Annotated in this window: 12 protein-coding genes; 5 read left to right on the forward strand and 7 right to left on the reverse strand. The window is 48.1% G+C overall.

The genetic code is table 11. The features are described 5' to 3' along the window. Nucleotides 1–107: 107 nt before the first annotated feature. Complete coding sequence (locus tag ACFW2W_RS01340; RefSeq protein ID WP_378172295.1) at nucleotides 108–527, reverse strand: tetratricopeptide repeat protein; 420 nt, start codon at nucleotides 525–527, stop codon at nucleotides 108–110. A 267-nt stretch (nucleotides 528–794) separates the two neighbouring features. Here ACFW2W_RS01340 and ACFW2W_RS01345 point away from each other — a divergent pair, with 267 nt between their 5' ends. Next, a complete protein-coding gene (locus ACFW2W_RS01345; RefSeq protein WP_378172297.1) occupies nucleotides 795–1,094 on the forward strand; it encodes an antitoxin family protein in 300 nt (99 codons plus the stop codon). After that, entirely contained in the window at nucleotides 1,091–1,555 is a 465-nt protein-coding gene (locus ACFW2W_RS01350) for a type II toxin-antitoxin system VapC family toxin (protein ID WP_378172299.1), read from the forward strand. Before ACFW2W_RS01345 ends, ACFW2W_RS01350 begins: the two co-directional genes overlap by 4 nt. Before the next feature lie 15 nt (nucleotides 1,556–1,570). On the opposite strand, the gene ACFW2W_RS01355 is transcribed toward ACFW2W_RS01350, so the two are convergent. Beyond that, the gene (locus ACFW2W_RS01355) at nucleotides 1,571–1,834 is read right to left on the reverse strand and encodes a hypothetical protein (RefSeq protein ID WP_378172301.1); all 264 of its coding nucleotides are present in this window, start codon (nucleotides 1,832–1,834) and stop codon (nucleotides 1,571–1,573) included. A 283-nt stretch (nucleotides 1,835–2,117) separates the two neighbouring features. Here ACFW2W_RS01355 and ACFW2W_RS01360 point away from each other — a divergent pair, with 283 nt between their 5' ends. Both ACFW2W_RS01360 and ACFW2W_RS01365 read left to right on the forward strand, forming a co-directional pair. Then, a complete protein-coding gene (locus ACFW2W_RS01360) occupies nucleotides 2,118–3,884 on the forward strand; it encodes a nucleoside transporter C-terminal domain-containing protein (RefSeq protein WP_378172304.1) in 1,767 nt (588 codons plus the stop codon). Nucleotides 3,885–3,959: 75 nt separating this feature from the next. Next, nucleotides 3,960–4,571: a DUF3318 domain-containing protein gene (locus ACFW2W_RS01365; RefSeq protein ID WP_378172306.1), complete on the forward strand. Its 612-nt coding sequence runs from the start codon at nucleotides 3,960–3,962 to the stop codon at nucleotides 4,569–4,571. 3 nt (nucleotides 4,572–4,574) lie between these two features. Here the strand turns inward: ACFW2W_RS01365 and ACFW2W_RS01370 are convergent, their stop codons facing one another. The 3 genes from ACFW2W_RS01370 to ACFW2W_RS01380 all read right to left on the reverse strand — a co-directional run bounded on the left by ACFW2W_RS01370 (nucleotide 4,575) and on the right by ACFW2W_RS01380 (nucleotide 9,229). Beyond that, nucleotides 4,575–6,332 carry a phospholipid carrier-dependent glycosyltransferase gene (locus tag ACFW2W_RS01370; RefSeq protein ID WP_378172309.1) on the reverse strand — a complete coding sequence of 586 codons (1,758 nt, stop codon included), beginning with the start codon at nucleotides 6,330–6,332 and terminating at the stop codon, nucleotides 4,575–4,577. Nucleotides 6,333–6,422: 90 nt separating this feature from the next. Beyond that, nucleotides 6,423–7,706, reverse strand: coding sequence for a glycosyltransferase (locus tag ACFW2W_RS01375; protein ID WP_378172312.1), 1,284 nt, complete (start codon nucleotides 7,704–7,706; stop codon nucleotides 6,423–6,425). Between the two features lie 653 nt (nucleotides 7,707–8,359). After that, complete coding sequence (locus ACFW2W_RS01380) at nucleotides 8,360–9,229, reverse strand: shikimate dehydrogenase (protein ID WP_378172395.1); 870 nt, start codon at nucleotides 9,227–9,229, stop codon at nucleotides 8,360–8,362. A gap of 331 nt (nucleotides 9,230–9,560) precedes the next feature. On the opposite strand from ACFW2W_RS01380, the gene ACFW2W_RS01385 reads away from it, so the two are divergent. Continuing rightward, the gene (locus ACFW2W_RS01385; protein ID WP_378172314.1) at nucleotides 9,561–12,167 is read left to right on the forward strand and encodes a CHASE2 domain-containing protein; all 2,607 of its coding nucleotides are present in this window, start codon (nucleotides 9,561–9,563) and stop codon (nucleotides 12,165–12,167) included. A gap of 364 nt (nucleotides 12,168–12,531) precedes the next feature. Here the strand turns inward: ACFW2W_RS01385 and ACFW2W_RS01390 are convergent, their stop codons facing one another. Together ACFW2W_RS01390 and ACFW2W_RS01395 are read right to left on the reverse strand one after the other, a co-directional pair. Next, nucleotides 12,532–13,008 carry a hypothetical protein gene (locus ACFW2W_RS01390; RefSeq protein ID WP_378172317.1) on the reverse strand — a complete coding sequence of 159 codons (477 nt, stop codon included), beginning with the start codon at nucleotides 13,006–13,008 and terminating at the stop codon, nucleotides 12,532–12,534. Further along, a complete protein-coding gene (locus ACFW2W_RS01395; protein WP_378172398.1) occupies nucleotides 13,005–15,212 on the reverse strand; it encodes a cation:proton antiporter in 2,208 nt (735 codons plus the stop codon). Before ACFW2W_RS01395 ends, ACFW2W_RS01390 begins: the two co-directional genes overlap by 4 nt. Between the last annotated feature and the right edge of the window lie 9 nt (nucleotides 15,213–15,221).

A 15,221-nucleotide genomic window follows, 5' to 3' on the forward strand; every position in this document is an offset into this window, starting at 1 on the left:
TCAATTGAAGAGCTAGAGTATGTATTACATAAGCTTTTAAATGAAGGAGAGTTGATTATCAAATGGGAACGAAAGCTCAAAAACAAGGGCAATGCTCTTATCACAGTTTAAATGCATAACAGCTTATAGCCTAGAAAAACATAACCATAAGCATCGTTTAGTTGGAGTTGAATGGCTTTCTGATAAGCAGCGATCGCCTCGTCGAGTTTGCCTTGTTCCCTAAGCCCATGTCCTAGACCTTGGTAACTATAAGCATCGTTCGGTCTGAGTTGAATGGCTTTCTGATAAGCTGCGATCATTTCCTCTAGTTTGCCTTGTCTCCACAGCTCACGTGCAAGATTTGTGTAATTATAAGCATCATCCGGTCTGAGTTGGATGGCTTTGTGATAAGCGGCGATCGCCTCGTCTAGTTTTTTCTGGTCACTCAGCCTATTACCTTGAAAAAGGTAAAAACTAGGAGCAAGGTAGCGGATAGCAAAAATTGAGAATGCGGTGGTCAGAAAAAAGGTTAATAAAAAATTGCTCAACCGAGGCGATACTTTCTTGCGGATAATGCTATGCAAATGTATTATTGTCTTCAATTTAAAACTTTAGATAGAGGAATTTGCTCCTAGCTTACTCAAGCAAATACAGCTTTGACAAGGTAATTCTAAGCGATCGCTCTTCCGAAGGAGGTTCGCATTTTGCCAAGTCTGAGGGAGGGCATCGCCTCTCCTAAACCACACTCCGACAGCTTTACTTGATTAAAATAAGCCTAAGCATCCAGTTATCAGGTGTTAGGCAAAAGGTGAATTATGTCAGAAATTATTACAGCGGTATACGAAAACGGTGTTTTACGCCCACTAAATCCTGTAAACCTAACTGAAGGTGAGAAAGTGCGGCTGCGAGTCTTGCCACCCGTGCGAGAGCCAATGACTGAGACTGAACGGGCGCTGATGCCCCTCGTTGAGACTGGAAAGCTCACTCTGCCGCCTCTTCGTGGCAAAATTGATCCAGTTTCCGAAGAGGAACTGCGCGAACGGGCTGAGAGACTAGGTAAAATTCCTGGCAAACCACTTTCAGAAATCGTTATTGAGGATCGTGGACCCTATTGACTGCCTATTTTCTAGATACCAGCGCCCTCGTCAAACGATATGTGGCTGAGATTGGTAGCGCCTGGGTACAGGCGCTTGCCGACCCCAGGACGGGCAACGAACTGCACATTTCCCAAATCGCTTGGGTGGAAGTCCTCAGCGCTTTGGCTCGTCGTCAACGGGAGGGGCGTCTGTCAGCAACTGATTTGAATGGAATTGTCCGAGACTTTCGTATTCATTTTAATACTCAGTACCAAGTCGTTGAAATTGACCAAACGCTTTGTGAAGCAGCAGGTCAACTGATCCTGATGTATCCTCTGCGTGCTTATGATGCGGTTCAATTAGCATCAGGGTTGCAGGTGCAATCTCGTGTCGCTTCGACATCATCCCCGTCGCTGGTGTTTCTCTCAGCTGACGATCGCTTGCTTGCCATTGCACAGCCGGAAGGGTTGCCGATCGATAATCCCAATTATCATCCCTGAGCTAGGGCAAGAGCATCATTCGTCAATTGGGGGCTGTTCGCGTTTTGCCAAGCCTGAGGGAGGGCGATCGCTACTCCATGCCCACCACACACAATTACACTCGCACTGATAAAACTCCTGCCATTTTCGGCGATAGTCTTCCGTCATTACGGGCGATCGCCGGTTGAGCCAAACCCGCTGCGCTTTCCTTGAGGAAGCCCGACAGGCGGGACAGCAAAATTCGTGGGCGTGAATAGCAGATTCTATCCATTGGGGAGGAACTGAGTCAAAAGCTTCCATGTATTGAATTTGCGGGTAGTTAACTGCCCAAGAGCAGCATTCGCAAGCTGGGACTGCTCTAGATAAGTGGTTTCCTTGTATTTAGGAATTCTTAAGTTTGAATAAGATACAGGCTTCTGTGCTTATTTTAAAGCTGTAGTGCTGCTTCAACAGCTCATTTTCGGGTATTGTCTTGGGTATACCGTGTCATCCCTCTCAAGGCGGGAATAAAGCCGAAAAAGGCATTGGTTGCAAGGGACAACAAACTGGAAAGCACTCTCGTGTAGAAGTAAGGATTCAGCCCATGTCTCATCCTTGGTATCTTAACCTTATCTCCTTTCTGGGCATTTTTGGTTTATGCGCGATCGCATGGCTCTTTTCCGAACACAAGCGAATCATTCCTTGGCGCGTCATTATCTGGGGCATCGGCTTACAATTAGTCTTAGCTTTTTTGGTGTTCAAGTTTCCCCCCACGCGAATAGCGCTAGAGCGCTTTACGACCTTACTAGATGCAGTGTTTGTCGCTGCTGATACTGGGGCGCGGTTTGTCTTTGGGAGAAATATTGTCCCCATCCCCGGTCAAGATCCACCGATCAATCTCGGCTATATTTTTGCCTTTCGCGCCTTACCGACGGTAATCTTTTTCTCCGGGCTGATGGCGCTACTCTACAACATCGGCGTCATTCAAGTCATCACCGAGCTGTTTGCCAAATTATTTTATTGGACGATGCGCTTGAGTGGGGCGGAAGCGCTCAGCGGTGCGGCTAATATTTTTGTGGGCATTGAGGCGGCGATTGTCATCAAGCCTTATCTGCCGAAAATGACCCGTTCGGAACTTTGCTCGATTCTAGCTTGTTGTTTTGGTACGGCTGCCTCCTCAACCCTGGCAATTTATGTCAGTTTCCTCAGACCTGTATTTCCCAACATTTTGGGACACTTAGTATCGGCGTCGATTATCGCCATCCCCGCCTGTTTTGTGATCTCGAAAATTTTAGTGCCAGAAACAGGAACCCCGCTGACACTGGGTGGAATTCCTAGCGAGAAAACAGCCAAAGAATTTGAGCAAAATGAGTTTGAGGAAGTCGAAAAGGAAGGGACGTACAGACAGGAAACAGTGGCTGGAGAACCTATCGAGCGAGTCAGCCCCTTAGATGCGGCGATTGTCGGCTCTTTAGATGGGGTGAAGATGGCGGTAGCGATCGCTGCCGTGCTGATCTTAATTTTGGGTTTAGTTTCTTTAGTCAATCAATTTTTTGGTTGGTTGGGAGGTTTACCGGGAGTAGTGGGTGACGTATTTAAAGTTGTCACTTTGGCAAATATCCAAGGCGTCTTGTTTTATCCCCTAACAATCTTAACCGGCGTCCCCTTTAGCGAATCTTGGACAGCTTCTGTAATTATTGGGCGGCGACTCTTAGAAACTGCAATTCCTCCCTATCAAGCATTAGCAGAAGCCGCCCAAGCCGGAATTGTGAGCGATCGCACGGTGTTAATCGTCAGTTATGCTTTGTCTGGATTTGCCCATCTGGCTTCGGTGGGCATTTTTGTCGGCGGTACCATTGCCCTAATTCCCTCGCGGCGCAAAGATATCTCCGAACTCGGTTGGAAAGCGCTATTTGCTGGCACGCTGGCGACGATGATGATTGCCTGTCTTGCTGGCGTATTTGATACCGGAGATCCCAGCATTTTGGGTGTACAAGGCGCTCCTGCGTCTATCACCGCTCCCGCTGGCAACCCAACGGTGTCTCCCGCTCCCGGTGCGACAATTTCCCCTGTACCAACGGCAACACCCGTCAACCCAGCCATAACGCCCTTACCGGCTACGACGATTTCACCCGAACCAACGTCAACACCTGTCAGCCCAGCCCTTGCGCCCTCACCGGCTCGGCTGCAAGCGCCCGCCACAAAAGCTCCGGCGACACCCAGATCGACAACACCCAAGGCGATCGCACCCCCCCGTCCTCCGGCTGCTAATCCCACGACTACCCCGAAAGCCACGCCCACCACCACTCCGCAAACTCAGGCTCCTCAACCCAAGCCCACGGCTTCAGCCGTTCCATCTCCTTCTCGCTAAAACATAGAATAGTTTTGAGTTAGTAGAAAGGCGGAGCGATCGCGTCTCTACCATAGTTGCCCCAAGCCATCCAAGATGAATCCAGATCCTGAAATTCGCCGCTTATTAGATGTCATGCCTGCATCTGGTCGAATGCTGACAAAAGTGGTCAGCAAACCGGAGCAACCGCAGGTGATTGATAGCCCGTTTCCGCTGCCTTGGGCACAAGATCGACCGATTTATATTAATTTTGATTTATGGCGTCGCTTATCTCAGCCGCAGCGAGATTTGCTGATTTTACGCACAGTTGCTTGGCTGAGTGCTGTCAAGTGGTTTAAACCCGACCTTTATCAAGGCGTGGTGGTGGCTGGGGCACTGGGAGCAATGGTGCAGCTTGTCCAAGGAGATGCCGTGGGTGTTGTCGTAGCTAGCGGATTGAGCGGATTGGCAGCGACTCAAATTTGGCGAAATACTCGCAGTTCTCAGTCTGAACTAGATGCGGATGAAGCGGCAATCAAAGTAGCGATTCGGCGCGGCTACACGGAAGCTGAAGCTGCCCAGCAATTGTTATCGGCAATTGAAGCCGTAGGTAAAATTGAAGGTCGCCCCGGTTTGAATTTTACAGAGTTAATTCGCTCTCAAAATTTAAGAGCGATCGCGGGTTTGTCGTCGCTGAGCATTCCAGAAAGTGTCAAAAAAAGTAGTTGAACTTTAACGATCTCGACAGTAATAAAGTTTGGTTTCGTAGCCATCCACTGAAGGGAAATTGGCATTAGTAACACATTTATCTAACTCTATTGGTGCGTGGAAATTTACCAGCAAAACATCTAGAGGGCGCGGTAAAGTCGCCAAAGTTTTTTGCAGCACCGCTGTTGAAGTTTGAGGCTTTTGGTCTTGATGAGCTAGGAGAAATTGGATTTTGCTTGGTTGTACCGCTTGCTGTTTGAGTTCCCACGCGATTCCCATCATTTCCCCATTTTGTACATGGGTTTTGTGAGTTGTGGCAATTAGAATTGGCACTTGCACATCTGAAGATGAGGAATCTTGCAACTTTATAATCGGTGGCACTAAGAGATCGGGGCGATAGTATTTCTGATAACCCAAATTGCAGGCTACTGTTAGTCCGCTCAAAAGTCCCATTAGCCAAATGAGCGCCACAGCTTTTTTGCCAGATGTTTTGATAAAAAGTTTTGCATCTTGAATTTTGACTTTTGAGTCGGGATCGGTGCTGACTGGAACTGACTCTTTTAAAGTAGTTTCTTCAGCCCTCACAGCGTTCCAGCAAGCGGCAAGACTGGCTCCTACGATAACGATTACTGCTGGGAAGTAGACAAAGTTATACCTTGCCCCGCGAGTTAAATCAATTCCAAGGATATAGGTAAAGACAAAAAATAGCGCGATCGCACTCCAAATGAAACGCTCAAACAGTTGGCTTGTCAAACCTGCCTCTTGGCGCTGGATTTTCAAGCCCCGATAGAGGATGGGTAGCGCCCAAATGAAAAACAGCAGCATCACAACTACAAAGAAAATCACCACTACTAAATCGGGTGATTCCACCGGCAGCAAGGCGATCATGGTAATCCAAGCCGCGATCGCTTGAAATATGGGGCTAAGCCAAGCAAAACCGACGCGATCGCCTTGAATCCATTCGGTTAGCTTACCCCCATAACTGTTCTGTAAAAATACTGGCATCCACACTAATCCCCCCGCCAGCGTCCCTGCGGCAACCGCCAGCAATGGGATCGAGGATTTGAGAGGAGGAAATTTAAAATTATCCTGAGTCCGCTGTTGCCATTGGACAATCAAAGCCAGCGCTTGGGCACACACAGTTAGGATGAAAAAATAATGACTAGAAATTCCTAATGTATTAATACTTACCCAGAGGAGTACGAGCCAAATGGGCAGAGGTGCCTGACGCTGAAGGTATCGTGCGGCAACCACCAGACAGGCAAGGGAAGCGATCGCCCACAGAATTGCCAAGGTATAATGACGGGCTTCCTGCGCTAAAAAGATGCCGTAGGGCGAAACTGCCATCATCGCCGCCGCCAAGTGCCCTACCAATCGAGAACGAAACGCTCTCCCAGCAAATGCATACATTGCAGGGATAGAGGCGATACCGAAAAGGGCAGCTAGCGATCGCGCCCCCCACAGCGAAACCAATCCCCCATCTGGCGGAAATAGTTTCAGCCACAAGTGAGTTAGCACAAAGTAAAGTGGGGGATGGTTACTCTCAGTGACTAAGTTATGAATGACATCTTTGATTCCTGCTGAATAGTTTGGTTGCAAGGGTTGCAGGAGAGTATCGAGTGCGATCGCTTGGTCTAGGGGAACACCGCGAAAACTATTGCCCAGACTGAAAACCAGCGTCGAAAATTCATCCGTCCAAGGCGACTTGCCAGCCAAATTCAGCAAGCGCAAGCCCGACCCAACTCCTATCCACACTAAAAGCAGCAGCCAGTTATTAGTCATTAGTCAATGGTCATAGGTTAAGAGTTATTGGTCAAGAGCCATTGATGGACTCATGACGAGTAACTCAGGACTAATGACTAAGGACTCAGATTACTTGGTTTCCGTCACCCGCCAGCTGAGCTTCAGATTGATCCAGAAATTCCACAGAGTCACGGCAGCGATCGCAATCAGCTTAGCAACATATTGATTAACGCCCAGGACATTGAACAGCAAATTCAGGATCAAAAGGTTTAATACCAGCCCACTCAGACAAACCAGATTAAATTTCAATAGCCGCTTGAAGCGCTTGTTCCATCCCTGTTGGCGGCTGGAAATGTCAGCAAAAGTCCAGCTGTCATTCCACAAGAAATTATTGATAATTGCCACTTCCGAAGCCAACGCTGCACTGGTCGTCAATCCCAATCCCACTTGGGTACGCAGCAAATAAAACACTGCCATATCTACAAATACGCCGCTGAAACCGACTGCACCAAATCGGAGAAATCGACCAATGGGCCACCGGGAAAGGCGCAACCTCAGTAGATGTCGCAGATAATCTACATATTGCTTTGCAGAGACCTTACTTTCACCCGCTTGGCGTTCTTGAAACACATAGCCTGCTTCAGCAATCCAACGGATATCACCCCGACCCAGCACCTCAATCAAAATCTTGTAACCCACCGGACTCAGTGTTTTGCCCACCAAGCACTCGCGGCGTACCAAAAAGTAACCACTCATCGGATCGGAGACACGACCCACTACCCCAGGTAGCAGTATTAACCCCAGCATCTGGGCACCACGGGATAAAACTCTACGTACAATACTCCAGTCGCTGACGCCGCCACCTTCCACATGGCGACTGGCAGCCGCCAAATCTGCTCCCCGATCCATTTTCGCCAACAGCTGCAATAACAACTCTGGCGGATGCTGGAGATCGGCATCAATTACACCTAATATCTCTCCCCGCGCTGCCTGCCAGCCACGAATTACCGCTGTCGAAAGTCCCCGTTCTTCAACCCGCCGCATCACTCGCAGATGCGGATACTCCAACATCAGAACCTGAGCGATTTCCCAAGTTCCGTCCGGGCTATTATCATCGACCACAATCAGCTCATAGTCATTCGGGATAGCTCCATCCAACAGCTGAGTCAGTAACCGGACAATCTCCCGGATGTTGTCACCTTCGTTGTAGGTGGGAACCACTAAAGAAAAACGGATCGGGCGCGTCTGCGCGTACCCGCGTTCGTCCCCTATTGTCTGGGAAGTCTTAGAGCCTGCTAAAGCCTTGGAAAAAGCTAATTCAGAGATTCGCAATGATTCTGATGGAACCCGCAATAGGGGTGGCAATCCAGAAAGCGTGGGATTGTTTCTAATATCTTTGCGGCTTTCCACCATATATTTTTAATCCTCTCCAAAGTTAATAAAATCAAATACTTGAAGCTAAACTTAGAACCTGAGCGATGTTTTTGAATCAGCCAGCCCACACTTCTGTGAAGCCCGATCCTCTAATCCTGAGATTCCGTAAAAATTAGCGGTTCCAGTAAGGTACGCAAGCTGCCGATTTTAGGGCTGCTCTATACTACGCAACAAGTACTTAATACCACATCAGTACGGCAGTATCTTTACGTAATCTTTAAATTAACAGGTATTTTTACGGGTCAACTTGTAAAGATTGAGTGAAGTGATGTCTAAGCTACCGCAAATCTTGCAAGATTGAGGTAAAAGAGCGATAGGTTCTCTTCAGTGAAACTCGCAAGAGATTACATTTGTACTTAGAAAGATAATTTTAATAAATTGTAATATATAAGTAAAAATTCGCGTGAAAAAGCCTGCCAACGCCACAGCTTGGTTTGTATAGCCGCAAATTTACTCGGTGTGCAACTTTTTCTTAGCCCCCTTTTTCAAGGCTACCGTGTACACACAAGTCGGCAGACCTCTCCCCAAACCCCTCTCCGACACGGAGAGGGGCTTTGAATATGGCTCCCCTTCCCGCACTGCGCGGAACGAGCATAAATGGGGGGAGAAATACAGAAAATTGCAGACTGCGTTTAATTTTTGATGTTTAATTGTTTTTGTAGAGATTGGCGCATCACGTCTACTGGCGGCTCGCTGTTTAACCAGATTCTCAGGGCGGCGGCTCCTTGCTGGACGAGCATTTCCAGTCCATCAACGATAATCGCGCCTTGTCTTTGTGCTTGTTGCAGAAACCGCGTAGGGTTGGGCTTGTAAATCAGATCGTAAGCGATCGCGCCTTCTGGCAAGTTAGCGATCGCCTCTGCATCTAAGGGAGACTCGTTAACCTTCGGGTACATCCCAACGGGTGTTGTATTTACTAACAGGGATGCTTGAGAAATCAGATTCGGTAGTTCTTCCCAAGAATGGATGCTGATTTCTACTGGTAAAGAGGAGTTGCGCCAGCTGTCTTGAAAGGCGGTTAAATTCTCCAGGTTCCGCCCAACCACATGGATTTGGGCACAACCCAGTTTTTTGCAACCTGCAACCACCGCCCGCGCCGCACCGCCATTGCCTAAAATCACCGCTACACTTTGGCTCCAATCGCCATTGTCAGCTTGCAGGGGGGAAAGGAAGCCTGTAACATCCGTATTGGTGCCAACCCATCCCCTATCCGTCTTGGTAACGGTGTTTACAGCTCCTATCGCTTGGGCAATGTCTGATACTTCTGATAGGAGGGGGATAATTGCCTGTTTGTGGGGAATGGTGACGCTAAAGCCCACAAAATTATCAATCGCAGCAAAACCGACGATCGCTTCCTCTAAATTTTCCGGCGGCACCGACAAAGGTACATAAACGTAATCTAATTTTAAATGAGCGATCGCCGCATTGTGCATCACCGGCGATAGGGAATGCTCGATGGGATGACCAATCACCCCTAAAAGTTTGGTTGTACCTTGAATCATCTGCATTTGGGAAAGTTGTTAACAAGCATCGCTTGTTACTACCATACGGCTATCGGAAATCTTGTTAACAAGCAATTAACAGCTAGTTGTCACGGGGGATTGGAGAAATCATTAACGACTGACAACTGACAACAGATAATGCCGCGTGTAACTTTTTAGGTAATTCCCTCCTTTTTAAGGGATCTGCCGTTGCTACCTAAAGTGTCTCGATCCCCCAACCCCCCGATAAATTGGCGGGCTAAAAAAAGTCGCACATCGCCTCAGATCAATAACTAAGCTCAGCAAAACTGAGTTGTGTGCCAAAATCAGGATTGATGCATACTGGGCGACCATGCTGGGAACACAACTGGGAGGGCGCTATAAAGTAGTCAAAGTCTTAGGAGCGGGAGGATTTAGTCAAACTTACATTGCCGAGGACACGCAGCGACCGGGAAACCCCAGGTGTGTTGTAAAGCACCTCAAACCTGCCCGTCAAGATCCTGCTTTTTTGCAGGTGGCTCGGCGGATGTTCAAAACCGAGGCAAAAACGCTTGAAAAATTGGGACACCACCAACAAATCCCCCATCTGCTGGCTTACTTTGAAGAAGACCAACAATTTTACCTGGTGCAGGAGTTCATAGAAGGTTCTCCCCTGAGCGATGAATTGCACCAAGGTACGCGACTGAGCGAATCTGAAATTATTCAGTTCTTGCAGGATGTACTAGGCATTCTGGAGTTTGTTCATACTTATCAAGTCATCCACCGCGACATCAAGCCGAGCAATTTGATCCGGCGGCGGCAGGACGGTAAATTAGTCTTAATTGACTTTGGCGCGGTCAAGGAAATCCGCACCCAGTTGGCAAGTGGAACCGAAGAAACCAGCATTACAGTGGGAATTGGCACTCAGGGTTATGTGCCCAGCGAACAATTAGCGGGTAAGCCAAAATACAGTAGCGATATCTATGCCTTAGGTATCACTGCGATCCAACTGTTGACAGGGTTAAGACCGAACCAGCTACCAGAAGATCCTGAAACCTCTGAGATTATTTGGCGGGATAAAGTAAAGGTAAGCGATCGCCTGACAGCGATTTTAGACAAGATGGTACGATACCACTTCCGCGATCGCTACCAGTCCGCTACAGAAGTCAGCCAAGCGATCGCTTCATTGACAGAAGTATCCTTATCTGAAACTACGCCGGTTCCAGAAAATTTTGCTGACAAAAGCAGGCAAAAAATTAGCGATTGCGTCGGTGTCATTGAGAAAAAGGCATCCCCCATCCGTTTAGCGATCGCGGGTATCCTCGCTACCGGCTTGCTGCTGGGGGTACGACAACTAGGAGGATTGCAGTCCTTGGAACTGGCAACCTTCGATCAAATGGTGCGGTTACGGTTTGCAACGCGGGTATTGGGAGACTTAGATCGTTCATCCCCGATGGAAGGGCCAGATCCTCGCCTCCTGGTCGTCGAAATCACCCAAGCAGATATCAAAGCTCAAAATAGATATCCTCTATCAGATCGCACGCTGCATCAGCTGTTAGCGCAACTAGAACGGTATCAACCGCGTGCCATTGGTTTAGATATTTACCGCGATATACCAATAGAACCGGGTCATGCAGAATTAGCCAAGCAATTGCAAACGAGCGATCGCATCATTACCGTCTGCAAAATCAGCGATATCGATAATCCGGGAGTTGCACCGCCAAAAACTGTACCCGAAGACCGCCTTGGCTTCGACGATCTGGTCATCGACCCCGATAACGCCGTTCGCCGCAGTCTCTTGTTTGCCACTTCCGATGTCGGAAGCTGTCAGACGCCCTACTCCCTGGGTGCGCGACTGGCGCTGCGCTACCTGGAACAAATGGGAATCGAGGCACAACCGCACCCGAAAAATTATCTCCAGCTCAATTCAATTGTATTCAAACCCCTAGAAGCAAATTTTGGAGGATACCAGCAGGCAGATTCAGGCGGCTACCAAATCTTGCTTGATTATCGCTCCGCTCACAATATCGCCCAGCAGGTAACGCTCACTGAAGTTTTAAAAGGTCAGATCAACCCCGATTGGGTTAAAGATCGCATCGTTCTGATCGGTGTCACCACACCCACGGTTGATAACGCTTTTTACACCCCCTACGGAGGCGGTCGTAAGATGTTTGGGGTACGGGTGCAAGCACAGACCGTCAGCCAAATCCTCAGCGTCGTTCTAGACAAGCGACCTTTGTTTTGGTCTTGGTCGGAATGGGTTGAGGTGCTATGGATTGTGGGATGGGCAGTCGTTGGGGGCATTTTAACTTGGCGAATCCGTCATCCCCTGCGATTGATTGTGGTTGGAACGGCAACGCTGGGCATTTTGTTTGTTACCGGCTTCTATTTCTTTATGCAAGCAGGATGGGTTCCTGTAGCAGCTCCAGCGCTGGCTTTGCTGGTCAGCGCTGGGTCAGCGATCATCTGTCGGTTGGCTCCAAAAAGAAGAAAACGACCGCCACACAAACCCCCCCAAGAGACGCTTTCAGCACCGCTGGATAACTGCCCACCTGAAGCACTAACGGTTCCATCAGATACGCTATCAACTCAGGAAGTCAGCTTCCATTCAGGTTCTACACAAACAACGATGGGTGGCAGCTTAGAACCCAATCAGCGCCACTCTTTCTCGCTTTGGGCCACTCAAGGGCAGCTATTGACGGTGGTAGCTGTAGAAGGCAACGTCAATATCTCGGTGATCGATCCGGAAGGGCAAACCGTCGGGACGATTACCGATGGGGCACAGTGGCAAGGATTGCTGCCTTCTAATGGCAATTACAAACTTGAAGTGTACGCGCCTGATGCATCTGTTTATACGGTCAGTTTTGATGTGGGAAATAACGATGCAACGGGAGCAAAATCCACTATTTTTACAACTTCAAACCCAAATGGCAATAATAGTTTGACAGAGGCAACCATAGATTGCCAAAAAATTCATTAATCTTGTTTTGCTGGGAATTGCTAATGGTTAATTGCTAATTCATCATTGATTAATTAGCTGTTAGCGATGCATTTATAGCGGGCAAGCAGTTGAGTCCAATATGCTTCGGTTAAAAATAATTGTAGTTAAAAATAATTGTAGGTTGGGTTGAGGAACGAAACCCAACAAAACACAAGCATTTGTTGGGTTTCGTTCCTCAACCCAACCTACGCGAACTGTTAAAATAGGTAGAAATTCATATAGCAATCTTATTTGAGTTGTGAGCCAGGATTCAGATACCCGACTTCTTACAGGAGTCGGGTATCTCGCCTTCACGAATCATTGAGGGCTGCTATAGCAATGAGAAAAGATGAATTGGAGCGCTTTAATGCTCCCGATCTGGTTGCGCTGGCTGCTGACGTTGGGCGGTAAATGCAGCATCAGGATTAGAACCCAGAGCCATTTGACCAGTCAGTGTTTTGTCCTCTATTCTGCCTTGAATCTTAATCGCTTCTCCACACTTGGGAAGGGCAGGAACTGTCCCCGATAAACTTAGGTTTTGATTACTCAATTGTCCAGTCAGAGAGGGTCTTTCTTCAGCGATCGCTGTCAATTTAGCATTAGTATCCGCTGGCAATAAAGAGGCGAATAAGTAAATTCCCGATTGCTGAATACTTAAGATTAAATTGTCTGCTTTGAGACATCCAGGTAAATTTTGGGCATTGAGGCGATAGCTTCCACCAATGGCAGGAGGCGCTTTCAGCTTGGATTCTCCGTAGGCGCTGACCACGTTAAATAAAATCATGACAGCAACAATTGCTACACCATAAAACCCTAAGGATTTCAAGTTGAAATGCTTCATGAGAGAGTCTCGGAACTAGGGGCAAGGTCCTCCTCTTGGCTTTGATTGGTAAGCACCGAGGATAGGTGAGAGGTGAGCTTTGAGTAGCGCCGGGTAATCAACAGGGAAGAGAGACACTGAACAGCGAGTTGATCGGTGTAGCGACCCAATGTTTGACGCTCGATTCCCCAGGCGCGGCTGGTACCGGCGATAGTCAAATCGACAGATGCCGATGCCTGCACCGCGACTTGAATGGGGTCGGGGGATGCGACAATTTCGATATGAATGCGATCGCGCAATGAAGAAGGTAATTGATCCATCATATTGCGAAGCTCGTAACTAAATTCACTTTTGACTGACTCGTCTTGCATGACCCGCAGAACCGTGAGCTGCCGATTATCACTATTAGAGAGGAGCCTGATAGCGAGTTCTAATGCCAAATCATCATGAATATTGGCAGAGTAGGGCACTAACAATTTTTCGTAGAAGCGATTGTCAAATTCGCGATCGCTTCCTTTTGGGTCAACAAAAACTGCCACATCTACGGGTGCTTGAGTGAGAATTTGCCCTACTCGTCCTCCCAATCGGTTTCTGCTAAAAGCTGGGCGGTGCCATCCCAACAAAATTAAATCAGCACGGTCGAGTTTACCAATTTGTGCTGTTTCTCGTGCGACATCATTAGTAGTGCGGATAATGGGATGCACTAATTGACGAACTTCTGGAGGTTCCAAGCTTTGAATCAATTGTTCCAGGCGATAGCGGCGTTCTTGAATTAACCGTTCGGCTTCAGCTGGGGTACTTTCAAAAACATAGTCTTCTTCCAGTTGAATCAAGCTCAGGGGATGAACTGCTGCAAATGGCAATTTCGTGCCAGCGATCGCAATTGCCAGTTGCATCAACCCTTTTTGCGTATTGGGATTCGCCACCGGCACCAAAATTCGATAGGTGGGTGAAGCCATCTGTGTACCTTCCTCAACGGTTGGTGGCTCCATCACATCCAGCTTGATCAGCTTTTTCGGATACGTCCATTCCAAAAGTGGCGAGGTCATAAACGTTGTGACTAGCGCCATAATCACTAGCATGGTGAACAGCAAAGGCGAGATTACACCTAGGGACAGACCAATATTTAGCACAATTAGCTCGGTCAAGCCCCTCGTATTCATCAACCAACCCAGTGCTGCGGCTTCTCGTTTCTCGATGCCACCGACACGAGCCGCCACGTAAGTGCCACAATATTTCCCAATAATTGCCACTGCTACAACAGCGACACAAAGTAACCACAATTCCGGGCGATTGAGTAAGCCAATTTGCGTCCGCAGACCACTATAGGCAAAAAAGATAGGTAACAGAAAGGTGAGAACAAAGTCTTCTGTTTTATGAGCTAATTCGCCTACAAGACCAGGGGTTTTTGGCATTACCGCTCCTAGCAGGAATGCCCCAAAGATCAAGTGAATACCGATTAATTCAGTAATCAGGGCGGAAGCGACGACGCCCATATAAATCCCAGCCAGCACAAATTGGTTAATCCGACCTGCGCGGTCATAGTAGCTAGAAAGTCGTTGCAAGAACCAACGCCCTGCTGTTACCATGAACCCGATGTAGAGTAGGGAATACAGAATCGTTGGTATCGCACCCGCCATGCTGTTCGTGCGCGTCACTGCGATCGCTAGCGCCAACAAACACCAAGCCGTGACATCATCGACCGCCGCGCACGTCAGCGCCAATGTTCCCAACCGCGTACTTTGCAAGTTATTTTCGGTAATAATTCGAGCCAATACAGGGAAAGCGGTAATCGACATCGCCGCCCCCAAAAATAAAGCAAAGGCGGTAAAGGCGACGCTACTATTAGAAACCATCGGGTAAAGCAGCAAAGCTAGCAAACTACCCAGAGAAAACGGCACTAAAATGCTGACGTGTGAGGTTAAAATTGCGATTTCTAAGTTGCCGCTGAGGTATTTCGGATTTAGCTCTAAGCCAATCAGAAACATGAAAAAAATCAACCCCACTTGAGACAGCACATTCAAGAAAGGAATGGTTTCGGCTGGGAATAAATTCGCGGCTAAATCTGGAGCAATCAAACCAAACAGAGAGGGTCCCAGCATAATCCCCGCGATAATCTCGCCAATCACCAAAGGTTGCTTGATGAAGCGACACCCAAGCCCCATCAGCCGGGAGAGTCCAATCACGATCAGCACTTCAACGAGAACTAAAACGACTGTGTGCATAATTGTCTC

Source organism: Coleofasciculus sp. H7-2 (assembly GCF_042747725.1).
Taxonomy (GTDB): Bacteria; Cyanobacteriota; Cyanobacteriia; order Cyanobacteriales; family FACHB-T130; genus FACHB-T130.